The sequence below is a fragment of the Microbulbifer salipaludis genome (assembly GCF_017303155.1).
GTDB classification, from domain to species: Bacteria; Pseudomonadota; Gammaproteobacteria; order Pseudomonadales; family Cellvibrionaceae; genus Microbulbifer; species Microbulbifer salipaludis.
On sequence record NZ_JAEKJR010000002.1, the window covers coordinates 833,247 to 858,429 of the forward strand.

Consider the following 25,183-nt stretch of genomic DNA (forward strand, 5'->3'; position numbering starts at 1 on the left):
CCGCGATTGGTTCGCGGCGTTGCGCGGTGCTCTCCCCCGAGAGTCTTTAAAACAGCGTGACGCTTACTGGCAGGCTTCGCAGTCCGGGTCGTCCAGTGAGCAGGCCGCGGGTACGGCTGCCGGTGCTGGCTCGGCTTGCGGTGCTGCCGGGGCTGCGCTGGCGGCCGGGGCGCCACCGGAACTTACTGCGTTCAGGGTGCCGCTGTTCACGGTGGATTTCTCCGTGGAGGTGGCAGCCAGTGCACGCAGGTAGTAGGTGGTTTTCAAACCGCGGTACCAGGCCATGCGGTAGGTGAGATCCAGCTTCTTGCCATTGGCGCCGGCGATGTAGAGGTTCAGGGACTGGGCCTGATCGATCCACTTCTGACGGCGGCTGGCGGCGTCCACGATCCAGCGCGGCTCCACTTCAAATGCGGTGGCGTACTTGGCTTTCAGGTCGGCCGGGATGCGGTCGATCTTCTGCACGGAACCTTCGTAGTACTTGAGGTCATTGACCATCACCTTGTCCCACAGGCCGCGGGCTTTCAGGTCGTGTACCAGGTAGGGGTTCACGACGGTGAATTCGCCAGACAGGTTCGATTTCACGTACAGGTTCTGGTACGTGGGCTCGATGGACTGGGATACGCCGGTAATGTTGGCGATGGTTGCGGTCGGGGCGATGGCCATGACGTTGGAGTTACGCATGCCCTGGCTGGCAACCTTGTTGCGCACCACGTCCCAATCCAGGGTGCTGCTGGTGTCCTGGTCGATGAACTGCTCGCCGCGGTTCTTGGCCAGGATTTCGATGGAGTCGATCGGCAGGATGCCCTGGCTCCACAGGGAACCTTCGTAGCTGGTGTAGCTGCCGCGTTCCGCCGCCAGATCACTGGAGGTGGAAATGGCGTAGTAGCTGATCGCTTCCATGGTGGTGTCGGCGAACTGTACGGCTTCATCGCTGGAGTAGGAGATGCCGGCCTTGTACAGCGCGTCCTGGAAGCCCATCAGGCCCAGGCCCACCGGACGGTGGCGCATGTTGGACTGACGCGCGGTTTCCACGGAGTAGTAGTTGATGTCGATGACGTTATCGAGCATGCGCACGGCGGTCTTCACGGTGCCTTCCAGCTTGACCATGTCGAGCTTGCCGTCTTCGCCAATGTGCTGGGACAGGTTGACCGAGCCCAGGTTACAGACCGCGATTTCGTCGTTCGCCTTGGTGTTCAGGGTGATCTCGGTGCACAGGTTGGAGCTGTGTACCACACCGGCGTGCTGCTGCGGGCTGCGCAGGTTACAGGCGTCCTTGAAGGTGATCCAGGGGTGGCCGGTTTCAAACAGCATGCCCAGCATCTTGCGCCACAGGTCCAGCGCGCGCACTTTCTTGTGCAGCTTCAGCTTGCCGGTGGCGGCCAGGTTTTCGTAGTGGGTGTAGCGCTCTTCGAACTTGTCACCGAACAGGTCGTGCAGGTCCGGGGTGTCTGCCGGAGAGAAGAGGGTCCACTCTTTGTCTTCGAACACACGCTTCATGAACAGGTCCGGCACCCAGTTGGCGGTGTTCATGTCGTGGGTACGGCGACGGTCGTCACCGGTGTTCTTGCGCAGCTCGAGGAATTCTTCGATATCCAGGTGCCAGGTTTCCAGGTAGGCACACACCGCGCCCTTGCGCTTGCCGCCCTGGTTCACCGCTACCGCGGTGTCGTTGGCCACTTTCAGGAAGGGCACAACACCCTGGGATTTGCCGTTGGTGCCTTTGATGTAGGAACCGAGCGAACGCACTGGCGTCCAGTCGTTACCCAGGCCGCCGGCCCACTTGGACAGCATGGCGTTGTCCTGAATGGCACCGTAAATACCGTGCAGGTCGTCGGGCACGGTGGTCAGGTAGCAGGAGGACAGCTGCGGACGCAGGGTACCGGCGTTGAACAGGGTTGGGGTGGAGCTCATGTAGTCGAAAGAGCTCAGCAGGTTGTAGAACTCGATGGCGCGCTCGTTCGGGTTCTCTTCATTGATAGCGAGGCCCATGGACACGCGCATGAAGAACAGCTGCGGCAGTTCGAAGCGCACGTCGTCGGAGTGCAGGAAGTAGCGGTCGTACAGGGTCTGCAGGCCGAGGTAGGTGAACTGGTGATCGCACTCGGGCTTGATGGCGTCGCCCAGTTTTTCCAGGTCGAAGTTGGCCAGTGCCGGGTCCAGCAGTTCCAGTTCGATACCTTTGGCCACGTAGGCGGCCAGTGCCGGCTTGTACAGGGCTTTCATTTCCTGCTGGGTGGCGGACTCGGCGACACCCAGGAAGCGCAGTGCTTCGGCGCGCAGCTTGTCCAGCAGCAGGAATGCGGTGGCGTAGGTGTAGTTGGGTTCCTGTTCCACCAGGGTGCGCGCGGTAATTACCAGCGCGGTATTGATGTCGGTTTCGGAAACGCCGTCGTACAGGTTTTTCAGCGCTTCGTTCAGGATTACCTCGCCGTCTACATCGGTGAGACCTTCACAGGCTTCTTGCACGATGGTGCGCAGGCGCTCCATGTCCAGCGGTACCAGAGAACCGTCTTCCATTTTTACCCGGATGCTCGGGTGGGCAGCGGCAGGCTGGGCCGCCGGCTTTTCTTTTTCTTTCTGAGCACGCAGGCGCGCGTGCTCTTCGCGGTACAGCACGTAGTCACGGGCAATCTTGTGTTCGCCAGCACGCATCAGCTCCAGTTCGACCTGGTCCTGAATTTCTTCGATGTGAATGGTGCCGCCGGAGGGCATGCGACGCTTGAACGTCGCACTGATGTGGGAAACCAGGTCGGCCACGCGCTCGTGGATACGGCTGGACGCTGCGGCAGTACCGCCCTCAACCGCGAGGAATGCCTTGGTGACGGCCACGGAGATTTTGCTGTCGTCATAAGGTACGACGGTGCCATTGCGCTTGATGACGCGGACCTGACCGGGGGCCGTGGCAGCCAAAGAGGTGCTGCTGGCTTGGTCTGTTACCGATTCCTTGGTAGTGCCGTTGGGCACAGACTGGGAGCGCCCTGTCTCTGTGTGCATGAAATTCTCCGTAAAGTTTGCGCGCGTGTCTGGTCGACTTGCTTTGGTTTTTGCTTTGGTTTTTGCGTAACAAATAGTGCGTACGCCGGCTTGTGGCCGAACATTCTTTACCGCTGCCTACTGAACACGGCGATACACCGGGCCGCTGGGGCAGTCTGTACAAGTCGCAGGCACAAGCAGTGTCGGCGAAGCCGCGGCTCCGCTCGGGTAACTCTTGTGGGGTACTGCTTGAGACTGCGTATGAACGTCGATGCCGCCCAGCGCTCGGGGTATGGTACCGATGGCTCGGTGGGTGGATGGCTGCGCGGGGTTTCCCTCGCGTTAGTTATCCACCGTTATCCACTTTTCCCGATACCCGCCTGTGGGCAGGTTGCTGCTAGTTGGTACGGTTGAGGCCAAACACAATATGTTGTGGTCTGGAATTTGCGCTCTGTGCCGCTTTCGCCAGGTTATACACCTGCTCGGGAGCACTTTGCGTAGCCCTTCAGGGCTACTCAAACCCTATATGTTGGGGTTCGACCTCGGATGAGCAACAAGATAATGCGATTGAGGGGGTAATTCAAGGCGGATAACTTCGGGGTTACTTGTGGATAATTTGTGGGTAGGCCGGGCGACGTGGATTTTTTCCGCCGCCAGCGCCCGCCACTGCTAGCTGGGTATAAAAAATGACCAGGCGCTTTTGAAGGCGGGTGTTTTTAAGAATATTTTTTAATAGTAAGCGGGTCTTAAATTAAGCGGGGCAATAACCCGCAAGGCTTGATTATTCGCTGATCAAAGGGGCACTGCCAGGTCAGTTTGTACAGCTCTGACAGGTGGCGCCTGAGACCTTTGTTGGGTGTTTTTTACGCAGCGCCAGTTGTGGACAACTTTGCCGAATGTCGGGCGACAATATTGGGCGGCAAAGAAGCGCCGGAGGTATGTCCGGCGCCTCTCGTCTGGGGTTGAGGAAGGCGCAATCAGTTGCTGTTGTCCTGCAGGAATTCCATCAGGGCCTTTTGCGCGTGCAAGCGGTTCTCGGCCTCGTCCCACACCACCGAAATCTTGTCGTCTTCCAGCAGCTCGCCACTGACTTCCTCACCGCGGTGCGCCGGCAGGCAGTGCATGAACACGGCGTCGCTGTTGGCGTGGCTCATCAGCTCATGGTCAACCAGGAAGCCCTCAAAGGCCTTGAGGCGAATCTGCTGTTCGGTCTCCTGGCCCATGGAGGCCCACACATCGGTGGCAACCCAGTCGGAACCGCGTACCGCGTCTTCCGGTTTGCGGAAAATCGACACCCGGTCGCCCGCGGCGGCAACGATGCTCTCGTCCGGGTCGTACCCTTCCGGGCAGGCAATGCGCAGTTCGAAGTCGTACTGGCGTGCGGCATTAATGTAGGAGTGGCACATGTTGTTGCCGTCGCCTACCCAGGTCACCACTTTGCCTTCCGGGCTACCGCGATGCTCGACATAGGTCTGCAGGTCGGCCAGTAGCTGGCAGGGGTGGTAGCTGTCGGACAGGGCATTGATCACCGGCACCTTGCTGTATTCCGCAAAGCGCTCGAGCACGTTGTGGCCGAAGGTGCGGATCATCACCATGTCCACCATGCGCGAGATCACCCGTGCGCTGTCTTCGATGGGTTCGCCGCGGCCCAGCTGGGTATCGCGGGGGGACAGGAACAGCGCGCTGCCGCCCATCTGCGCCATGCCGGCCTCGAAAGAGACCCGGGTGCGTGTCGAGGACTTCTCGAAAATCATTCCCAGAACTTTATTGCGAAAGGGTTCGCTGGCTACGCCCTGGTTGCGCAGGGCCTTGAGTTCAATGGCGCGCTCAATAATGTTGCGCAGCTCGTCTTTGCTCAGGTCCATCAGGGTAAGGAAGTGTCTGACTGCCATGGGTAAATCCTCCGTAAATCAGGCGGCCTGTTGGGCGAAGTCGCGTACCAGTGCGGCGACGGTGGTTGCGACCTGGCTGCACTCGGCGTCGGTGAGGGTCAGTGGTGGCAGCAGGCGCACCACGTTGCCGGCGGTAACATTGATCAGCATGCCCTGGGCGCGGGCCTGCTCGACCAGTTCTGCGCAGGGGCGATCCAGCTCAATACCGATCAGCAGGCCAAGCCCGCGAATCTCGTTGACCCGGGTACAGTTTGCCAGCTCGCGGTTGAGTTGATCCAGCAGTTGCGCACCGAGTTTTTCCGCGCGCTCGATGAGCCATTCGTTTTCCAGTGTTTCGAGCACCGCGAGGCCGGCGCGGCACGCCAGCGGGTTACCGCCAAAAGTGGAGCCGTGGGCACCGGCGGTAAACAGGGTCGCGGCGTCGCCGCGGGCCAGGCAGGCGCCGATGGGGACGCCGTTGCCCAGGCCTTTGGCCGTGGTCACCACATCTGGCAGCAGGCCCGGGTGGTGCTGGTAAGCAAACAGCTTGCCGCTGCGGCCATTGGCCGTCTGGATTTCATCCAGCATCAGCAGCCAATTGTGCTGGTCGCACAGGCGGCGCAGGCCGGGCAGGTAATCCCCATCGGGGATGCGGATTCCGCCTTCCCCCTGAATCGGCTCCACCAGGATGGCCACGATGTCATCGTGCTGGCTCGCCAGGGTTTCGATCGCGGCTACGTCGTTGAAGGGCACGCGCAGGAAGCCCTCGGGCAAGGGGGCAAAACCCTGCTGCACTTTTGGGTTGCCGGTGGCCGTCAGGGTGGCGAGGGTACGGCCGTGGAAGGCGCCGTCGGTCACGATGATTTTTGGGCAGGCGAGGCCGCGCTCGTTGCCGAGCTTGCGCGCCAGCTTGATGGCCGCCTCATTGGCCTCCGCACCGGAGTTGGAGAAAAACACGTTGTCCATGCCGGACAGGGACACGAGCTTTTCAGCGAGCTGTTCCTGGGGCGGGATGTTGTACAAATTGGACACGTGCAGCAGCGTATTGGCTTGCTCCTGAATCGCCTGGGTGACGGCCGGGTGGCAGTGGCCGAGGCCGCACACAGCAATCCCGGAGAGGGCATCGAGGTATCGTCGGCCGTTGTCGTCCCAAACGTAGTTGCCTTCACCTCTGACCAGGGTCAGGGTTCTGTTACCGTAGTTATGCATCAACGCGGGACTGGCCACTTTGCGATCTCCTCTGTGAGTGGGCCGAGACAGGAGAAACCGCAGAAAATACGCCTCAGGCGCGCTCTGTCCGCAATTTCTCCGGAAAGCCGGCAATACTAGCACAGCCTGGCGGCGGCACCACCAGAGTGCATCTGGAGAGAGTACCTTAATAGGGTATCTGAGCGGCGCGGTGGCAGGGGCGTGCGCTCACTCGGGAATCGGGTACAATGCGCGCTTTCAAGATGGATTGGTACCGGTCGCCGGTGCCGGAAATTCCCCAACCCGAGGTTTGCTTCCACTATGGATACTCTGGAAAACATCAAAAAGCAGATTGCCGACAATGACATCCTGCTTTATATGAAAGGCAGCCCTAACGCCCCCCAGTGCGGTTTTTCCATGCGTGCATCCCAGGCGATCATGGCCTGTGGCCAGCGCTTTGCCTATGTGGACATTCTGGCGAACCCGGATATCCGTGCGGAGCTGCCGAAGTACGCCAACTGGCCGACCTTCCCGCAGTTGTGGGTAAAGCAGGAGCTGATCGGCGGCTGCGACATCATTATGGAAATGTATGAGAATGGCGAGCTGAAGACCCTGATTGAAGAAGCGGCCAAGGGTGCCGAAGAGGGCGCCGGCGACGCTCAGTAATCGACGTTTTCCGCCCACAAAAAAACCGCGGCACTGGCCGCGGTTTTTTTATGCCCGGGTTTTGCGGGGCTTACTCTTCCGAGGCGCTAGCCATCTGGGTTTGCAGGTAGTTTTGCAGGCCGACCTTGTCGATCAGGCTCAGCTGGGTTTCCAGCCAGTCTACGTGCTCTTCTTCTGAGTCCAGGATTTTTTCCAGCAGCTCGCGGCTACCGTAATCACGTACGGACTCGCAGTAGGCGATGCCATCGCGCAGATCGGGGATGGCTTTTTGCTCGAGCTTCAGGTCGCACTTGAGCATTTCTTCGGTGTTTTCACCGATCAGCAGTTTGCCCAGGTGTTGCAGGTTCGGAATACCCTCGAGAAACAGGATTCGCTCGATCAGCCAATCGGCGTGTTTCATTTCGTCGATGGACTCGTGGTACTCCTTATCGGCCAGCTCCTTCAGCCCCCAGTCCTTGAACATGCGGGAGTGCAGAAAATACTGGTTGATGGCAATCAGCTCGTTTCCCAGTGCCTTGTTCAAATGTTCGATGACTTTGGGATCGCCTTTCATGGTGTTCTCCTTGAGCCGCTTGGCTGTGTCCTGTGCGGAAATGTATGGGTCAAAAACCGTTGGCGCTGAAAATTTTTAATTGAAAGCTGCGGGAAATTCCGGTGGACACCATTGCGGATGTCTTCGGGATACCCTTGCAAATACTTCCAGAATTGTAGAGTCAGCAACGCAAGATTGTGTGGAGTTTGCGTTGAGGAAATGGACAAGTCAAGCGCGGAATGTCGGCGAACGTGCGAGAAAAAAGCGGGAAAATTAACGGGAAAAAGGCAGAGAACTACAACGAGAATGATTGCCGTTTAGATTGTTTTGGTCGGCGCTGGTACAGGCCGTACATTCGGTCACCCCATGGAAGGTAGTTTGCCTACTGAATAGGCGTTTTTAATGAAGGAAATTCGTTGCGGGCTATTTCTGGGGAGGGCGGGCGTTGAGTGTATTGCGCATGGCATTGAGTTGCTTTTGTACCGTAGTGCTGTCGAAACTGTCCTGAACGCCTTTGCTGCAGTCTTCTTCCAGTCGCTCGATAAGCGTCCGCATGGCCTTGCGGTCGGCGTCTCGGGTACAGATTTCCGCCAGCTCGTTCAGTGCGCTTAACAGGTGACGCATTACCACACCGCTGTCGCGGCCATACTCCCGGATTTCGTCCAGCGCCGCGGCCAGCACATCGGCAAAGTCCAGCTCAATGGTGACCAGACGTAGCACATCCTCGTCGTCGCTAAAGCAATTGGGTAGTTCGGGGCGCTGCAGCACTATGCCCATTCCGTCAATCAGGCGGTCGATACAGGTGTAGGCGGTAAACGGATCATTGATGCCCGGTGACAGTGCCCGTACGGCAATCTGTGCCAGTTGCCGGACCGAAAAAATCACATCCTGCTCGGCGGTTGGCTGCGGCCCCAGTGCAATGGCTCCGAGAACAACATCTTCAATGGCGCGGGTGTCCATGTGTCGGGGCGGGTTGTAAATCCGGGCGACGCTTCCCCAGTGGTACAGGAAGGTTCCGGGGTGCATATCCAGCCAGATACAGCACTGGTGTTCGCTGGCCCAGTCGATCAATTTTTGACGATCGATGCGTTGCACGTACCCCTCTTTGTGCGCCCGCACACCCAGGACATCATCACCGAGATGGATTTTTCTCAGGTCCTGGCGGCGGAAGCGTGGATCCAGGCAGTGCTCGCGGGGGTAGATGCCATCCAGCGCCGCGCGGAACTCGCTGTTTATCCGGAAGGTGATGTTGTCGATCTGGATCGACTGCGCCACGTTGTGGATAAAGTAAATCAGGTAGGCAATACAGGCCAGCGTGAGTAACAGGGCGAAGCTGATGGTCAGCGTGTGGCGGTTACCCGGCACACTGGTGTCGATGCCACGCATTGCCAGCAGCGCATAAACGAAAGTCGAGAGAAAGATGCCCAGCGATATTTGAGTGCCGCGGTCGCGGATAAAGTTGCGTACCAGTCTCGGGCCAAATTGATTGGAGGCGAGAGTAAGGGCGACGGTGGTGATGGAAAACACGGTGCCGGCGACGGTGATGGTAGAGCTGGCGATGGCGGCAAGCAGCGCGCGGGCACTGTCCGGGTCGCGCAGTGTCAGCCAGCCCAAACCGGGCAGTTGATCCAGGTCCCGATGTTGGTCAAAGGCAAGACACCCCTGAGCGAGCAGAATGGCCGCGGCCATCATGATCGCCGGAATTACCCAGAAGCTGGCGCGTAACCGCTCTGAAATATGCAGGAGCTGATGCTTCATGGCGTCCGTTTCAAGTGACTGGCGACCGGCCGTGGTACTTGGCGGCGGTCGTGGCACTTAAAGATAGGACAGCAGGGGGAGCTTGCCAGATGGATGTGTTCAGGGAAGGGGCGGTAACAGCGGGAGGGGTAGCAAGGCCGCAAGTAACTGTGGGCACCGTGAATCGCGGTGCCCTAGTGCGGCTGAATCGTGCACTCAGCCCGCAGAGTAGAAGAGGGCGCTGTTGGTATTGGCCATCATGCCGGCAGTCATGGTTTCGTCGATGATTTCCTGAGTCAGCTCTGCACAACGGCCACACTGCGAGGACACGCCCAGATGGCGGCGCAGGGCTTTAACCGAAGTGGAGCCATCGTACACGGCTTCTTTGATCTGGCTGTCGGTGATGCCTTTACAGATACAAACGTACATCGCTGTTGACCCTGGCGGAAATAAGCTTAACTTTCAAACGGATGTTGATCTTATTGGTAATGAGAATAAGTGTCAATAAGATTATGCTCCCGTTCGTTAATTATTCTAGTTGGCCGGAAAGTGACCGGAAAGTGCATTTTGGACTGGGCAGTCAAGGTGCCTGGTGCGGTTTTTTGCGCGGTGGGGTGCGGGTGTCTGGGGGCGAGGCGGTGCGTGTCTGACCGTGAGGCGCCTGCTATCGCGTTTATATAAAAATTTAATGGGACAGGCATAGGTGCCTGTGTATCATAGCGGCCCCCTATCAAGCATTCGTTAATTTATAGCTATTGGTTATAAATTGAACACCCCTAAAGTAAAACATTTATCTCATTGAGGAGGTTCTCATGGCCGTATTAGTAGGCAAGCCCGCTCCGGACTTCACCGCCGCTGCAGTACTGGGTAATGGCGAGATCGTTGACGCGTTCAACCTCGCAGAAACCATCAAAGGCAAGAAAGCGGTTATCTTCTTCTACCCGCTGGACTTCACTTTCGTATGTCCTTCCGAGCTGATCGCTTTCGATCACCGCTTTGAAGAGTTCAAAAAGCGTGGCGTTGAAGTGATTGGTGTGTCCATCGACTCCCAGTTCTCTCACAATGCTTGGCGTAACACCTCCGTCAACGAAGGCGGTATCGGCCAGGTACAGTACACCCTGGTTGCCGACGTTAAGCACGAAATCTGCCAGGCTTACGACGTTGAGTCCGAAGGCGGCGTTGCTTTCCGTGGTTCCTTCCTGATCGACGAAGAAGGCACTGTTCGCCACCAGGTAGTGAACGACCTGCCGCTGGGCCGTAACGTAGACGAAATGCTGCGCATGGTAGACGCACTGGCGTTCCACCAGGAGCACGGTGAAGTGTGTCCGGCTGGCTGGCAGGAAGGCGACAAGGGCATGAACGCTTCTCCGGAAGGTGTTGCCGCTTACCTGAGCGAGAACTCCGACAAGCTGTAAGGTTTGTCTGAGCCGGGGGCAGAATTTGCCCCCGCCGCGTGAAAACCGCCGCAAGGCGGTTTTTTTATGCCTGGAAGCGGGGTGTATGCATGTCCAGACCTGCCCAGAGTGCGCGTTTGTATCGGTTTTATTACAATGCGCGGGGACCACTGTGCGCAGCCTCGCATTTCCGGCGATAACGTGATCACGGTGACGGTGTTATGGTGTCGGCCGGCTCGATGAAATCGTCGGATGGCCATGAATTTTTTCTGGGGCTGCTAGTCTTAATACAGGTTCCCCAACAAGTATTCGGCAAAGCCGGCGCTCCCGGTGGGCGGCAGTTGTCGGGGTGGTCTGCAGTACGGCACATGGTGTTTTCACGGTGAACCAAGGCATTTTGAATACAAACCGAGGCCTCCGGGCAGCGCTTTTGCCTCTTTTGATGCTGGGGTTGCTGGTGGCAGCGATCCCGGTGGTCGCCGATTCCGCGCGCGTGGGAAAGCCTGCTCGGGGCGGCGCCAAGGCCGTGAACAAGAGCGTTGAGGCGAGCGCCAAAGAGTTCGACCGCTATTTTCGCCAGTTGTTGAAGCAGCACGGCATCCCCGGTGCCGCCTATGTGATCGTCGATCACGACCAGACTGTGGCCATGAATACTTATGGTGTTCGGGTCAAAGGCAAGCGTGAAAAAGTCACCACCCACACGGTGTTCCGGCTGGCTTCCGTTTCCAAGACGTTCGCCGCCAGTATGGCGGCGGTGCTTGAGGATGAGCAGAAATTCAGCTGGGGCGACCGGGTGGTGCGCTATGTACCCGAGTTGAGCTTCAAAACCCCGGCACTGTCCATGCAGCTGCAGGTACAGCACCTGCTGAGCCATTCTTCCGGGCTTACCCCCAACGCTTACGACAACTACCTGGAAGACAATCGGCCCCTGTCCAAGATTCTGCCGATGTTTGCCACCATTGACCCGCACTGCAAGCCGGGAAAATGCTACGGCTATCAGAACGTCCTGTTCAGCCTGATTGAAGACGTGATCCATAAGGCTACCGGTGTGCCCTATGGTCGTCAGCTCAAGGAGCGTTTCTTCACCCCCCTGAAAATGCAAGATGCATCCCTCGGGTGGGAGAATTTTATGGCGGCCGGCAACCGCGCGGCGCCGCATGTGCAGACCGGTCGCGGCTGGCGCCCGGTAAAAGTGGAAAAGGAATACTATCTGGCGGCCCCGGCTGCCGGTGTAAACGCCAGTATCAGCGATATGGGGCAGTGGCTGAAGGCGCAGATGGGTTACTTCCCGGATGTGCTGTCACCGGCGGTGATTGAAGACCTCACCACCGAGCGGGTGGAAACCCGGCGTCACCTGCGTCACCGGATCTGGCGCGACTACATTGATCACGCCGGTTACGGCCTCGGCTGGCGCCTGTATTCTGTCGGTGATGATCGCGTCATCTTCCACGGTGGCTGGGTGGCCGGTTTCCGTGCGGCTATTGCCTACTCCGAGAAGCGCAAGGTCGGTATCGTCATTCTGATGAATGCCGAGTCGCGCGTGATTTCGGACCTGACCGGCAATTTCATTGCCGATATCACCGGCCACGGCAAACTGGTTCAGGCCATCGCCGCAGCGGCGAAAAAGTAGCCGCTGCGCTCCCTCTCTCTCCTTCGCGCGCTCTTCCCGTAAAAACAGCGCTTGAATTGGCCGGTTGCGGCCCAATATCACCTCTCCTGAGTTTGATCTGCTGATGTTGATTTAAATAGGGGAGAACCGATCCATGACAGTTGAGGCGCATAAAGAGAGCCATGGCTTCCAGACAGAAGCCAAACAGCTGCTGCACCTGATGATCCACTCGCTGTACTCCAATAAGGAGATTTTCCTGCGCGAGCTGGTTTCCAATGCCTCCGACGCCGCGGACAAGCTGCGTTTTGAAGCCCTCTCCAAGCCGGAACTACTGGCCGAAGACCCGGATCTGCGCATTCGCATCGAGTTCGATAAGGACGCCGGTACGCTCACCATTAGCGACAACGGTATCGGCATGAGCCGCGACGAGGTGATCGAGAATCTCGGCACCATTGCCCGTTCCGGCACCGCCAGCTTTATGCAGAACCTCACCGGCGACCAGAAGAAAGACGCGCACCTGATTGGCCAGTTCGGGGTCGGTTTCTACTCCGCGTTTATTGTCGCCGACAAGGTAGACGTATTTACCCGTCGTGCCGGTGCCGATGCCAGCCAGGGTGTGCACTGGGAGTGCAGTGGCGAGGCGGAGTACTCCGTCGAGAACGTCGAGTGGCCAAACCGCGGCACTCGCGTGGTACTGCACCTGAAAGACGACGCAACAGAGTTCGCCGACGACTGGCGCCTGCGCTCCATCATCAAGAAGTACTCCGATCACATCGCCATCCCGGTGGAAATGCTGAAGCAGGCTGCGCCGGCTGGGGAAGATGACGAGAGTAAAGAAGAGAAAGCGCCGGAATTTGAAGCGGTCAACGCTGCCCAGGCGCTGTGGACCCGCCCGCGCTCCGAGGTGAAGTCCGAGGAGTACCAGGAATTCTACAAGCACATCTCCCACGACTTCGATGACCCACTGACCTGGAGCCACAATCGCGTGGAAGGCAAGCTGGATTACACCAGCCTGCTGTACATCCCGGCGCGTGCGCCGTTTGACCTGTACCAGCGCGACGCCGCCCGTGGTCTCAAGCTGTATGTGCAGCGCACCTTCATCATGGACGACGCTGAGCAGTTCCTGCCGCTGTACCTGCGTTTCGTCAAAGGGGTGCTGGATTCCAACGACCTGCCGCTGAACGTGTCCCGCGAGATTCTGCAGAAAGACCAGAATACCGATGCCATCAAGAGCGCGCTGACCAAGCGTGTGCTGGATATGCTGGACAAGCTGTCGAAGAAAGACGCAGACCAGTACCAGAAGTTCTGGGATCTGTTTGGCTCGGTGATGAAAGAGGGGCCGGCGGAAGACTTCTCTAACAAGGAGAAGATTGCCAAGTTGCTGCGCTTCTCCACCACCCACACCGACAGCGACAAGCAGGACCAGTCGCTGGAAGCGTATGTGGGCCGCATGAAAGAGGGCCAGAAGCACATCTACTACGTGTGCGCAGACAACTTCGCTACCGCCAAGTCCTCCCCGTACCTGGAGGTCTTCCGCAAGAAGGGTATTGAAGTGTTGCTGCTCACCGACCAGGTGGACGAGTGGTTCGTCGGCCATATGCAGGAGTTTGATGGCAAGCAGTTCCAGGATGTGGCCAAGGGTGCGCTGGACCTGGGTGATGCCGAGAACGAAGACGACAAGGCCGAGCGCGAGAAAGTCGAGAAAGAGGCGGGCGCGCTGGTTGAGCGGGTAAAAGAAGTACTGGAGTCCCGTGTAGAGGATGTGCGCGCGACCACGCGCCTGGTGGACTCTCCCGCGTGCCTGGTGGCCAGCGACAACGATATGGGGCTGCAAATGCGCCGTATACTGGAGCAGGCGGGCCAGTCCCTGCCCGACGCCAAGCCGATCTTTGAGCTCAACCCCAACCACCCGCTGGTGCAGCGCCTGGATCAGGAGCAGGACGAGGACCGCTTTGCCGACCTCACCAATATCCTGATGGATCAGGCCAACCTGGCGGCAGGTAATCAGCTGGCGGATCCGGCAGATTATGTGCGCCGCCTGAACGCGCTGCTGCTGGAGCTCAATACCTGAGCCGCTAATCCTGCGTGGGGCTTGTCGACGCTTTCTGTGTCGGCAAGCCCCGGCTTTCTCTCTTGTGTTCTGTGCCGCGCTCGCGGAGATCCCAGTCTGGTCTATAGTGTTTCTTGGTTATTTCTTGCCGGTTTTTTGCGCGATTTGGTCGGTAAAAGACGACAATTGCGGGTTAACTTGGCAAATATGCGCAATTTCTTGCCGCGGCGTTGGGCCTTGCCACCAGGCTCCGTATAATCGCCCGCTGCACAGCAAAATTTACAGAGTGTTATGACTCAGCAAGACGTACCTTCGAGCGCCCCTGAAACCCATCACTCCATCGCCATTCTCGGCGGCGGCAGCTTTGGTACCGCCATTGCCAATATTGTTGCCGGCAACGGCCACGATACCCGTCAGTGGATGCGCGACCCGGAGCGCGCTGCGGCGTGCATGGCCCTGCGCGAAAATCAGCACTACCTGCCGGGGGTGGCTTTGCACCCGGCGTTGAACATTACCGCGGATCTGGAGCAGGCGGTGAGCGGCTGCCAGATTGTGTTTGTGGCTATTCCCAGCAAGTCCTTTCGTGAGGTGGTACACCGCGCAGCGCCAATGCTGGCGCCCGATACCATGCTGATCTCGCTGACCAAAGGCATCGAGCACGACCAGTTTCACCTGATGAGCGATATCCTGCGGGAAGAAACCGAGGGTATGCGTGTGGGGGTGCTGAGCGGCCCCAATTTTGCCAAGGAAATCGTCGCTGGCCACTACACCGCGACGGTGATTGCCAGTGAAGACGAGCCCCTGTGCAGCACGATCCAGAAGGTGCTGCATTCGGAAACCTTCCGGGTCTACTCCAGTAACGACGTCTTTGGCGTTGAGCTGGCGGGGGCGCTGAAAAATATCTATGCGATCGTGACCGGCATGGCGGTGGCGCTGGGCCGGGGGCAAAACACCACCAGTTTGCTGATTACCCGTGCGCTGGCGGAAATGATGCGCTTTGCCGAGGCCATGGGGGCCGATCCGATGACGTTTATCGGCCTTGCCGGCGTCGGTGACCTGATCCTTACCTGCTCGTCCGATCTCAGCCGCAACTACCGGGTGGGCTATCTGGTGGGCAAGGGCAAACCGCTTGATGAGGCCGTGACGGAAATCGGCCAGGTCGCGGAAGGCGTGAATACCGTTCGTCTGATCAAGGCAAAAGCCGATGAATTGGGCGTCTACATGCCCTTGGTTTCTGCAATTCACGCCATATTATTTGAAGGTACCCCGATACCCACGGTGATCCGCGAGCTGATGTCTGGCGCGCAGACCTTCGACGTGGCCTATTCGGCCAAGCCCTCGACAGATTAGGACGTGCCATGAATAACGAACAACTCAAGCACAATCTTACCTCCACCGATCACTGGCTGCGGCTGTTGTTTATGGTGTTGTTTGTGGTGCTGCTGGAAGTCACCGGCGTGGTGATGCTGGCGCTCATCGTGCTGCAGTTTCTGTTTGCCATTGTCTCTGGTGGCCCGAACGAGAACCTTCGCCAGCTCGGTAACCAGATCGCTTCCTATATTTATCAGATTCTGCAATTTTTGATTTATAACAGCGAAGAAAAGCCATTTCCGTTCGCGGAGTGGCCAGAATCCTGATCCCTTCCGGCCGGTGCAGGCTGGCCGTTTATTATCTATGGTGCCCAACAACGGACTGGTGATCGCCCAATGAGCAACGAAGAACTGAAACAGAACCTGACCTCCTCAAACCAGTGGCTGCGCCTGATTTACATGGTGCTGTTTGCCGTGCTTTTGGAAATCGCCGGGTTTGTCATGCTGGCGGTGGTCATCGCCCAATTCCTGTTCGCTATCTTTAGCGGCAGTGCCAATGATAATTTGCGTCGCCTCGGCGACCAGATTGCTTCCTATATTTACCAGACCCTGCAATTCCTGATCTACAACTCGGAAGAAAAGCCATTCCCGTTTTCCGAGTGGCCCGAATCGGAAGAGGAGGATCTATCCTCTTATGAGAGCGCGGAAGAAATTGACGGTGAAGTGATCAGCGAGGAAGCGCCTGCCGCCGTCGACGAGCCCGAAGTAGAAGAAACAGCATCCGCGACCACCTCGGAAGCGAAGACCAAAAAGCCGCGCAAGCGCGCCTCGACCGCCGCCAAGAAGCAGGCTGATGCGCCGGAAGACGAGACGGTGATCGAGCTGGGCGCCGATGCGCAAAGTGCTGAAACGGTCGAGAGCGCCGACAATGATGAGAAACCTTCCGGCGAGAAGAAGTGATCAATCCCCCGGTAAGCCGGCTGTACTGTTTTGACGGGAGACCCTAGTGCTGTTGTTTGTGATGCGTCACGGCCATGCTGAGCCTTTCAGCAAGAGCGACGAAACCCGGGCGCTGACCGAGGACGGGCGCGCAGAAGTGGCGGCGGTGTGTAAAGAGCGCGCCTCGGAGCTGGCACAGGTAAAAACCCTCTGGGCCAGCCCTTTTGTGCGCACCCGTCAGACCGCCAAAATTGTGGCCGACACCTTTGGTCTCACGGTAGAAATTCAGGAGCTGCTGACCGGTGACACACCGGTTGACCAGCTACTGGATGCCCTCGCGCAGGCAGACCCGTCTGTTTTTCCATTGATGCTGGTCAGCCACCAGCCGCTGGTAGGACGGCTGGTCAACGGTCTGTGCGGCAGTGGCGATGAACACCCGCTGGGCACTGCCAGCCTAGCGTGCGTGCGGTCCGATGTTTGGGCCACGGGCTGCGCAGAGCTGGAATGGCTGCAACACCGGCCCTGATTCAGCGTTTCTGGCTCGACGGTTTTGATTTGGCGGTGCTGATTCAGCAGCCCGTGCCGAAGCGAGTGGCCACCCATTCTGATCCCTGTGGCCATTGAGATGGCAGGTGGCCGCTGTCAGCATCGGTGACCAAGACTGACAACGCCGTATCCCCCATGAGCCGATCTCCCCGCGACGCCTTTCGTGAAATTACCCTCGATATCCAGGGCAACCTTATTGCCGCACGCCAGTGGGGCAATCCTGAGGGTGTGCCGGTATTGGCCCTGCATGGCTGGCTGGACAATTGCGCCAGCTTCGACGCCATGGCGCCGTTTCTTGCGGAGCTAAACCTGGTGGCAGTGGACCTTGCCGGCCACGGGCAGAGCTATCACCGGCACCGGGACGCCAATTACACGGTGTGGACAGAGATTGAGGATGTGCTTGGTATGGCGGATGCGCTGGGCTGGGCGTCTTTCTCCATGCTTGCGCATTCGCGCGGTGCTGTGATTGCCACCATTGCTGCTGCTACCTTTCCGGAGCGGGTGTGCCGCTTGGCACTTATCGACGGGCTGGTGCCACCACCGACCACCGATGCGGAGGCGCCGGAAACCCTGCGCAAGGGCATCGAGCAGCGCGCGCGCTATCGGGCGCGCAACTCGAAGGTCTTTGAGTCTCTGGAGGTGGCGGTTGCCGCGCGCAAGAACGGGCTGTTCAAGCTCAGTGATGATGCCGCGCGCCGGCTGGTGGAGCGCGGCGTATGCCGCAGTGGTGAAGGGTATCGCTGGAGCAATGATCCCCAGCTGTTGGCCAGTTCACTGGCGAAATTGAACGAGCCACAGGTGCTGGCTTTTCTGGATCGCGCCATCATGCCGATTCGACTGGCGCTGGGTAAGGATGGGATTCAGGGCATGATCGAGCGTATTCGCCCCCTGGCCGAGCAGCACCCCAATATTGTGTTGCGGGAATTTCCCGGCGGCCACCATCTGCATATGGAAGAAAGCGCCGGCGCCATTGCCGCGTGGTTTCTGCCTTTCCTGAAAGGCGAAAACCCGCCGCGCTAGAACGGAATTCGTTTGGCGTAGCAGGCCTTTTCCATATCCCGCACTTCCACGGAAATTTCCGGCACTTCCGGGGCGGCCTCGCACAGGTAATTGAAAATAGCCGCGCTCAGGTCTTCTTTCTGCTGTGCGGTGCGGCCTTCCAGAATCCGCACCTCCGCGTGGATAAACAGGTTGCTCGACCCATCATGATTCTTGCCGAGTACAAAATCCCGGTAGGGCAGGGCGCGTGTCTTGATCGCGCTGGGGGAGAAGAGCCCGGTATCGCTCATCGCCTGCTGGCCGTTGCTGACCAGTGCAGAAATGGAAAGGCTGTCTTCCAGTTTTTGCGAATACTCAATGACCAGATGGGGCATTGCCGGGCTCTCCTTGGATGACTGACGTCATCGTCTGCGGTTAGCGAATCAGGGCAAGGAACTCATTGCGGGTGGCCTGCTGGTCGCGGAAAGAACCCAGCATGGCGGAGGTTTTCATGACGGAGTTCTGTTTTTCCACGCCGCGCATCATCATGCACATGTGTTTTGCTTCCACAATCACGCCGACGCCGGCAGCGCCGGTGACCTGCTGGATGGTTTGGGCAACCTCTACAGTCAATTGTTCCTGGATCTGCAAACGGCGCGCAAACATGTCTACAATGCGCGCCACTTTGGATAGCCCCAGTACTTTGCCGTCGGGAATATAGGCCACATGGGCCTTGCCGATAAATGGCAGCATATGATGCTCGCACAGGGAGTAGAGCTCGATATCTTTTACCAGCACCATTTCGCTGCAATCCGACGGGAAGAGTGCATCGTTCACGATCTCTTCTACGGTCTGCTGATAGCCGCGGGTAAGATATTGCATCGCCTTGGCAGCGCGCTGCGGGGTGTCTTTCAGCCCCGGGCGATCCAGGTCTTCGCCAATGGCTTCAATGATGTGTGCGTAATGTTCTTTCATCGTATGCTTCCAACGTCTCGCCCGCGGTTTGTTCTGCCATTAGTACGCAAATAATCGGGCGTTCGATCACCGGTACGCCGGTGGGGACTAAGGGTGCGCTACCCTAAGCCTTTGTCACACGGTAGTAAAGCGTCAAAAATTGAGGAATATCGCTAATGATAGAGAAACGGGAGTCCAGTTTGCACGAATTGTGTACCGTGCTGGACTACATCCGCTGGGGCGCCAGCCGCTTTAATGAGGCTGGGCTGTGGTTCGGTCACGGCACCGACAATGCCTGGGATGAAGCTGTCCTGCTGGTCACTCATACATTGCACCTGCCGGTGGACAGCAAGCCCGAGATACTCTCGGCGCGTCTTACCATGGATGAGCGCCGGGAAGTGATGGGCGTGCTTGAAAAGCGTGTCAGCGAGCGCCTGCCGGCACCGTATCTCACCAATGAAGCCTGGTTTTGCGATCTGCCATTTTATGTGGATGCGCGCGTGCTGGTGCCGAGATCCCCGATTGGCGAGCTGATTCGCACCCGCTTCGAGCCCTGGTTGCAGCAGGAGCCTCTCGCCATTCTCGACCTCTGCTGCGGCAGTGGCTGCATTGGCATTGCCTGTGCGGACGCTTTCCCGGAAGCGCGGGTGGACCTCAGCGATATTTCCGCCGACGCGATTGAAGTGGCCCAGATCAATATCAACCGGCACCAGCTGAACGAGGAAGTGCGTGCGGTGCAGTCCGACCTGTTTGCCGGGTTACCGGGCTGTAGCTACGACCTGATCGTCAGCAACCCTCCTTATGTTGATGCCCGTGACCTGGCAGAAATGCCGCCGGAGTACCATGCGGAGCCGGGGTTGGCGCTGGGCTCCGGCGACGATGGCCTGGACTTTACCCGCCGTCTGTTACTGGAGGCACCGGACTATCTGCAACCGGAAGGTATCCTGGTGTGTGAGGTGGGGAACAGTTGGGAAGCGCTGGAAGCGGCGTATCCGCGGGTTCCGTTTTTCTGGCCGGAACTGGAAGATGGCGGCCACGGGGTGTTTGTACTCACCCGGGAGGACCTGCTGGCCTGTCGTGAAATGTTTGAAGCCGGAGCGCAGCGTTAGAGATTCCTCTATAATGCGCCCCCTTCAACGAATAATTGACTATGGGTAAGGAATACCGGGTATGTCGGGCAACACTTTTGGCAAGCTGTTCTGTGTCACCACCTTTGGCGAGAGCCACGGTCCCGCGTTGGGCTGTATTGTGGATGGCTGCCCTCCGGGACTGGAAATTACCGCCGAGGAAATCCAGCTGGAGCTGGACCGCCGCAAGCCCGGCACTTCCCGCTACACCACCCAGCGTCGCGAGGCGGATGAAGTCAAAATCCTCTCCGGGGTGTTCGAGGGCAAGACCACCGGTACGCCCATCGGTTTGCTGATCGAAAACACCGATCAGCGCTCCAAAGACTACGCCAATATCGCCGAGCAGATTCGCCCGGCCCACGCCGACTACACCTACTGGGCCAAATACGGCCTGCGCGATTACCGTGGTGGCGGTCGCTCCTCCGCCCGTGAGACTGCTATGCGGGTGGCTGCTGGTGCTATTGCCAAGAAGTGGCTGAAGCAGCAGTTTGGCATTGAGGTGCGTGGCTACCTTTCACAATTGGGCCCCATCAAGGTGGAAAAACTGGATTGGTCGCAAGTAGACCAGAACCCGTTTTTCTGTCCCGACGCCGACAAGGTGCCGGAAATGGAAAGCTACATGCAGGCCCTGATTAAAGAGGGCGACTCCGTCGGCGCGCGTATTTCAGTGCATGCCAGCGGTGTGCCGGCGGGGCTTGGCGAGCCGATTTTCGATCGTCTGGATGCGGAGCTGGCTCACGGGCTGATGAGCATCAACGCGGTAAAAGGGGTGGAGATCGGTGCGGGTTTCGATTCGGTGGCCCAGAAGGGCACCGAGCACCGGGATGAGATTACTGTGGAAGGTTTCCAGTCCAACAATGCCGGCGGCATTCTCGGGGGTATTTCCAGTGGTCAGGAGATCATTGCGCACATCGCCCTGAAGCCGACTTCCAGCCTGCGCATTCCCGGCAAGAGCCTGGATACCAATGGCAATCCCATCGAAGTGATCACTAAGGGGCGTCACGACCCCTGTGTGGGTATTCGAGCGACGCCGATCGCCGAGGCAATGATGGCGCTGGTGCTGATCGACCATGTACTGCGCCAGCGCGGCCAGAATGGGGATGTGGAATTTGGTCTGAAGATTCCCGCGGGCGAAACGCGCTGACCCGGTCTAACGACGGGTACGAGATTGCAGATACAAAAGTTGGGTACAAAAAAGGCGGAGCGCCACAAGCGCTCCGCCTTTTTTCTTGCATGCCGCCTGTGGCTTACAGGTGCAGGCTCAGACCCACATACGGGCCCTTGATTTCCAGGTCGCTCTGGAACGCATCCAGTTCCTTTACGTCCAGGGTCATTGCGCGGTAACCCGCCTCAATGGCGAAGTCCAGCGCGGGTACGAAGTCCCAGCGCACTTTGGCGGTCAGGTCGGTGTGGCTGTCGCCGTTGTAGCTGGTGCCGTTGCCCTGGGCGATGATGGACCAGCCGGTAAAAGGCAGGTCGAAGCGGGCTACGCCGTACACCATCGGCAGCACGCCGGTCAGTTCGATATCTTCAGACTGCAGGTCGCTGGTGACGGACATTTCGCCGCTGTACATGCGCGCAGTCAGGCCCAGGTCCAGGTTCACCCAGTTATCCAGAATCTCGTAGTAGAGCGTGGCGTCGGTGTGGGTCAGGTTCATGTCGGCGTTGATGTCGGAACCGACGTTAAAGGTCTTGTCGCCGAAGGTGACTTCGCGGGTCAGCATCGCCGCACCGTTGGTCTCTACCTTGCTGTGTGCAACCAGGATGTTCGGGATAACCGGGATCGGGTGCTCCAGAGCCGCCTGAATAAAGGTGACGTTGTCTTCGGCGAGGGCAAACTCATCGACGTTGAAGTCGTCGACACCAACAGCACCGGTATAGCTGGGCTGCCATACACCGGCGGTGGCGTCGAAGCCGAGGATGGTATCAGCGCTGACGCTGGCGGAGGCCAGGGTCGCGCAAAGGGCCAGGGTTATTTTTTTCATTTGGAGTCTCTCCCGTTGAATTCTGCGGCAGATTCTACAGGGTTTTGATGAAATTTCCCTGAATCGGTGTCGATTTCGGGGTGATCGGGCCCAATTTTGCGTACTGATTGGCGTTCTAGCCCGTGCTGCTGCCCCCTCTGGGCCGCTCAGAGCCCCCGCGCCTCCTTGAACAGGAGCTGTTGCAGCGCATTGGCGGCGTTGCTCAGGGTGCGATTGCGGTGGTAGATGATCCCCAGGTTGCGCACGATACTGAGCTGGGGCATGGGCAACTCGGCCAGACTGTCGTCAATCAGGGTCTTGGGCAGCACGCTCCAACCGAGGCCAACACCGGCCATCATTTTGATGGTTTCCAGAAAATTGGTGGCCAGCTTGGCGGTCAGCTTGAGCCCGTGGGCGTCGAACTCCCGCTTGATCAAGCGCCCGGTATAGGTGTTCAGGTCGGGCAGAATGGCGGGATATCGGGCCAGCGCGGGCAGGTCCAGCTCGGGCATCTGAGCCAGGGGATGGTCCGGCGCTGCGACCACCACACAGGGGTCCGGCCAGATGATCTGGGCGTTGAGGCTCGGGTAGTCCTTGAGGGCAAGGGTGACCACCGCCAGTTCGTATTCCCCCGCCATCAACGCTTCATAGGCCTGCTCGGAATCCACGAAATCAATATCGAGGGCGACATCCGGATAAAGGTTGCTGAACTCCCGCAGAACCGGCGGCAGGTGGTGCAGGCCAACGTGGTGACTGGTGGCAATGCGCAGGCTGCCGCCGATGGTTTCACCGAGGCTGCGCAGTTCGTGTTCGGCGTCGCTGACCTCGTTGAGAATGTGGCGAGCGCGGGGCAGCAGCGCGCGGCCGGCGTTGGTCAGCTGCAGCTTGCGCCCGATGCGGTCAAACAGCGGCGTTCCCAGCTGCTGCTCCAGCGATGCCAGCCGTTTACTGACCGCAGGCTGGGTCAGGTGCAGCTGTTCTGCGGCTTCGGAAACGGAGCCCTGTTCGGAGATAGCGAGAAACGCCCTGAGCCACTGTATTTCCATCGAAGTTCCCGGTTTGGCATTCCAAAAGCGAATGCGCCATATAATAAATATAAATTGATGTTATTCAATGCCCCACCTAGACTCCGCCATGTTATCCATAGAGGAGATGGGGCTATGGGCCACCCACAGAACAAAAAACAGACGCTGTACGACAAGCTCTGGCAAGACCACCTGGTCAAAAGCCGCGACGACGGCACCGCACTGATCTATATCGATCGCCACCTGATTCACGAAGTGACTTCTCCTCAGGCCTTTGAAGGTCTGCGCCTGGCGGGCCGTAAGCCCTGGCGCACGGATTCCGTGGTGGCCACGCCGGATCACAATGTACCGTCCGATGCGGCGGAGCGCGCTGGCGGCATTGCGGGCATCCGCGATGAGGTTTCCCGTATTCAGGTACAGACCCTGGACGAAAACTGTAAGGATTTTGGCATCGTTGAATTCGGTATCAACGATCCGGGTCAGGGCATCGTGCATGTCATCGGCCCCGAGACCGGTGCCACCCTGCCGGGCATGACCGTGGTGTGTGGTGACTCCCATACCTCGACCCACGGCGCCTTGGGTGCCCTGGCGCACGGTATCGGCACCTCCGAGGTGGAGCATGTGATGGCCACCCAGTGTCTGATTCAGAAAAAGATGAAGAACATGCTGGTGCGCGTGGACGGCGAACTCGGCCCGGGCGTGACCGCGAAAGATGTGGTGTTGGCGATTATCGGCAAGATCGGCACCGCCGGCGGCACCGGCTATGCCATCGAGTTTGGTGGCGAGGTGATTCGCAACCTTTCCATGGAAGGCCGTATGACCATCTGCAACATGGCCATCGAAGCTGGCGCCCGCGCAGGCATGGTGGCGGTGGACCAGATCACCCTGGACTACGTGAAGGGCAAGCCTTACGCGCCCAAGGGTGAGATGTGGGAGAGGGCCGTAGAAGCCTGGAGTCACCTGCATTCCGACGACGGTGCGCACTTTGATGAAGTGGTTGTGCTGCAGGGTGAAGAGATCGAACCGCAGGTGAGCTGGGGAACGTCTCCGGAAATGGTTGTACCGGTAAGTGCTGTGGTGCCGGACCCGGCGGCGGAAAGCGATGCCACCAGGAAGGCGGGTATCGAGCGTGCGTTGGAGTACATGGGGCTCAATGCCGGCCAGAAAATTACCGACATTCACCTCGATCGGGTGTTTATCGGTTCCTGCACCAACTCCCGTATTGAAGACCTGCGCGCGGCAGCGGCGGTCGCCAAAGGCCACAAAAAAGCCGACAGCGTCAAGCAGGTGCTGGTGGTGCCGGGCTCCCAGTCTGTGAAGACACAGGCGGAAAAAGAAGGCCTGCACAAAGTATTTATTGAAGCCGGTTTCGAATGGCGCGAGCCATCCTGCTCCATGTGTCTGGCGATGAATGCGGACAAGCTGGGCGCGGGTGAGCATTGCGCATCCACTTCCAACCGCAACTTTGAAGGTCGCCAGGGTTACGGTGGTCGCACGCACCTGGTGAGCCCCAGTATGGCCGCGGCAGCGGCCATCGCCGGTCACTTTGTAGATGTGCGTGAAATGCAGAAGGAGGCGGTGTAATGAGAGCGTTTACCCAACACAAGGGCGTGGCCGCACCGATGGATCGCGCCAATGTCGATACGGATTTGATTATCCCGAAGCAGTTCTTGAAGTCGATCAAGCGTACCGGCTTCGGCCCGAACCTGTTTGACGAGTTGCGCTATCTGGATGAAGGGCAGCCGGGGCAGGATCACAGCCAGCGCCCGGTGAATCCGGAATTCCCGCTGAACCACCCGCGTTACCAGGGTGCTTCCGTATTGTTAGCACGCAAAAATTTTGGCTGCGGCTCCAGCCGTGAGCACGCGCCCTGGGCGCTGGATGACCACGGTTTCCGTGTGATTATCGCGCCGAGTTTTGCGGATATTTTCTTCAATAACTGCTTCAAGAATGGTCTGTTGCCGATCGTTCTGGAAGAAGAAATTGTCGAGCAGTTGTTCCAGGAAATGTATGCGGAAGAGGGCTACGAGCTGGTCGTCGACCTGGAAGAGCAGGTGGTGATCAAGCCCAGTGGTGAAACCCATGCCTTCGAAGTGGACGCATTCCGCAAGCACTGCCTGCTGAATGGCCTCGACGATATCGGCCTGACCCTGGAAGACGCCGACGACATCCGTGCGTATGAAGCCAAGCGTCGCGAGCAGGCGCCCTGGCTGTTTGATGCCGTGAAGTAACAAGAATGGCGGATGCGCTGTGCTTATCCGCCCTACGGTAAAGATTTGTTTGGTGTAGGGTGGATAAGCGCAGCGCATCCACCAAG

The 25,183-nt window shown here is 58.6% G+C and carries 23 protein-coding genes; 13 read left to right on the forward strand and 10 right to left on the reverse strand.

All coding sequences use genetic code 11. From position 1 onward, the window contains the following. Positions 1–63: 63 nt before the first annotated feature. From JF535_RS09135 to JF535_RS09145, 3 genes are all read right to left on the reverse strand, one after another. A complete protein-coding gene (locus tag JF535_RS09135; protein ID WP_207001397.1) occupies positions 64–2,997 on the reverse strand; it encodes a ribonucleoside-diphosphate reductase subunit alpha in 2,934 nt (977 codons plus the stop codon). 956 nt (positions 2,998–3,953) lie between these two features. Then, a complete protein-coding gene (gene argF, locus JF535_RS09140; protein ID WP_207001399.1) occupies positions 3,954–4,868 on the reverse strand; it encodes an ornithine carbamoyltransferase in 915 nt (304 codons plus the stop codon). An 18-nt stretch (positions 4,869–4,886) separates the two neighbouring features. After that, positions 4,887–6,074, reverse strand: a complete 1,188-nt coding sequence (locus JF535_RS09145; protein WP_207001401.1) for an acetylornithine/succinylornithine family transaminase — start codon at positions 6,072–6,074, stop codon at positions 4,887–4,889. Between the two features lie 282 nt (positions 6,075–6,356). Between JF535_RS09145 and grxD the strand changes: the two genes are divergently transcribed. Then, the gene (gene grxD, locus JF535_RS09150; RefSeq protein ID WP_207001403.1) at positions 6,357–6,701 is read left to right on the forward strand and encodes a Grx4 family monothiol glutaredoxin; all 345 of its coding nucleotides are present in this window, start codon (positions 6,357–6,359) and stop codon (positions 6,699–6,701) included. A 70-nt stretch (positions 6,702–6,771) separates the two neighbouring features. Here grxD and bfr read toward each other — a convergent pair whose 3' ends face one another. The 3 genes from bfr to JF535_RS09165 form a co-directional block, all read right to left on the reverse strand. After that, positions 6,772–7,254, reverse strand: coding sequence for a bacterioferritin (bfr, locus tag JF535_RS09155; protein ID WP_066965668.1), 483 nt, complete (start codon positions 7,252–7,254; stop codon positions 6,772–6,774). 402 nt (positions 7,255–7,656) lie between these two features. Continuing rightward, a complete protein-coding gene (locus JF535_RS09160; RefSeq protein ID WP_207001405.1) occupies positions 7,657–8,991 on the reverse strand; it encodes a DUF2254 domain-containing protein in 1,335 nt (444 codons plus the stop codon). Positions 8,992–9,186: 195 nt separating this feature from the next. Beyond that, positions 9,187–9,399 (reverse strand): bacterioferritin-associated ferredoxin, encoded by a 213-nt coding sequence (locus JF535_RS09165; RefSeq protein WP_066965659.1) that lies wholly within the window; start codon positions 9,397–9,399, stop codon positions 9,187–9,189. Between the two features lie 383 nt (positions 9,400–9,782). On the opposite strand from JF535_RS09165, the gene JF535_RS09170 reads away from it, so the two are divergent. The 8 genes from JF535_RS09170 (at position 9,783) to JF535_RS09205 (ending at position 17,838) form a co-directional block, all read left to right on the forward strand. Then, on the forward strand, positions 9,783–10,385 hold the full coding sequence (locus JF535_RS09170) for a peroxiredoxin (RefSeq protein ID WP_207001407.1): 603 nt from the start codon (positions 9,783–9,785) through the stop codon (positions 10,383–10,385). A 409-nt stretch (positions 10,386–10,794) separates the two neighbouring features. After that, positions 10,795–11,994: a serine hydrolase domain-containing protein gene (locus JF535_RS09175; RefSeq protein WP_242523776.1), complete on the forward strand. Its 1,200-nt coding sequence runs from the start codon at positions 10,795–10,797 to the stop codon at positions 11,992–11,994. Positions 11,995–12,127: 133 nt separating this feature from the next. Beyond that, positions 12,128–14,044, forward strand: a complete 1,917-nt coding sequence (htpG, locus tag JF535_RS09180) for a molecular chaperone HtpG (protein WP_207001409.1) — start codon at positions 12,128–12,130, stop codon at positions 14,042–14,044. Between the two features lie 270 nt (positions 14,045–14,314). Beyond that, positions 14,315–15,373 carry an NAD(P)H-dependent glycerol-3-phosphate dehydrogenase gene (locus JF535_RS09185; RefSeq protein WP_207001411.1) on the forward strand — a complete coding sequence of 353 codons (1,059 nt, stop codon included), beginning with the start codon at positions 14,315–14,317 and terminating at the stop codon, positions 15,371–15,373. 8 nt (positions 15,374–15,381) lie between these two features. Then, on the forward strand, positions 15,382–15,660 hold the full coding sequence (locus tag JF535_RS09190) for a DUF4389 domain-containing protein (protein ID WP_066965648.1): 279 nt from the start codon (positions 15,382–15,384) through the stop codon (positions 15,658–15,660). A gap of 69 nt (positions 15,661–15,729) precedes the next feature. Beyond that, positions 15,730–16,293, forward strand: coding sequence for a DUF4389 domain-containing protein (locus tag JF535_RS09195; protein WP_207001413.1), 564 nt, complete (start codon positions 15,730–15,732; stop codon positions 16,291–16,293). A gap of 46 nt (positions 16,294–16,339) precedes the next feature. Next, entirely contained in the window at positions 16,340–16,798 is a 459-nt protein-coding gene (gene sixA, locus JF535_RS09200; protein WP_207001415.1) for a phosphohistidine phosphatase SixA, read from the forward strand. 155 nt (positions 16,799–16,953) lie between these two features. Beyond that, complete coding sequence (locus JF535_RS09205; RefSeq protein WP_207001417.1) at positions 16,954–17,838, forward strand: alpha/beta fold hydrolase; 885 nt, start codon at positions 16,954–16,956, stop codon at positions 17,836–17,838. Here JF535_RS09205 and JF535_RS09210 read toward each other — a convergent pair. Beyond that, a complete protein-coding gene (locus JF535_RS09210) occupies positions 17,835–18,191 on the reverse strand; it encodes a 5-carboxymethyl-2-hydroxymuconate Delta-isomerase (RefSeq protein ID WP_207001419.1) in 357 nt (118 codons plus the stop codon). The genes JF535_RS09205 and JF535_RS09210 overlap by 4 nt on opposite strands. 40 nt (positions 18,192–18,231) lie before the next feature. After that, on the reverse strand, positions 18,232–18,771 hold the full coding sequence (gene folE / locus JF535_RS09215) for a GTP cyclohydrolase I FolE (RefSeq protein ID WP_207001421.1): 540 nt from the start codon (positions 18,769–18,771) through the stop codon (positions 18,232–18,234). A gap of 155 nt (positions 18,772–18,926) precedes the next feature. On the opposite strand from folE, the gene prmB reads away from it, so the two are divergent. Together prmB and aroC are read left to right on the forward strand one after the other, a co-directional pair. Next, positions 18,927–19,859 (forward strand): 50S ribosomal protein L3 N(5)-glutamine methyltransferase, encoded by a 933-nt coding sequence (gene prmB, locus JF535_RS09220; RefSeq protein ID WP_207001423.1) that lies wholly within the window; start codon positions 18,927–18,929, stop codon positions 19,857–19,859. 61 nt (positions 19,860–19,920) lie between these two features. Beyond that, entirely contained in the window at positions 19,921–21,021 is a 1,101-nt protein-coding gene (aroC, locus tag JF535_RS09225; protein ID WP_066965633.1) for a chorismate synthase, read from the forward strand. A gap of 103 nt (positions 21,022–21,124) precedes the next feature. On the opposite strand, the gene JF535_RS09230 is transcribed toward aroC, so the two are convergent. After that, entirely contained in the window at positions 21,125–21,862 is a 738-nt protein-coding gene (locus tag JF535_RS09230) for a TIGR04219 family outer membrane beta-barrel protein (protein WP_207001425.1), read from the reverse strand. 146 nt (positions 21,863–22,008) lie between these two features. Further along, on the reverse strand, positions 22,009–22,887 hold the full coding sequence (locus JF535_RS09235) for a LysR family transcriptional regulator (RefSeq protein ID WP_066965627.1): 879 nt from the start codon (positions 22,885–22,887) through the stop codon (positions 22,009–22,011). Between the two features lie 114 nt (positions 22,888–23,001). Here JF535_RS09235 and leuC point away from each other — a divergent pair, with 114 nt between their 5' ends. Then, entirely contained in the window at positions 23,002–24,450 is a 1,449-nt protein-coding gene (leuC, locus tag JF535_RS09240; protein WP_207001428.1) for a 3-isopropylmalate dehydratase large subunit, read from the forward strand. Next, a complete protein-coding gene (leuD, locus tag JF535_RS09245) occupies positions 24,450–25,097 on the forward strand; it encodes a 3-isopropylmalate dehydratase small subunit (RefSeq protein ID WP_207001430.1) in 648 nt (215 codons plus the stop codon). The genes leuC and leuD overlap by 1 nt, the downstream gene beginning before the upstream one ends. The last annotated feature ends 86 nt before the right edge of the window (positions 25,098–25,183 follow it).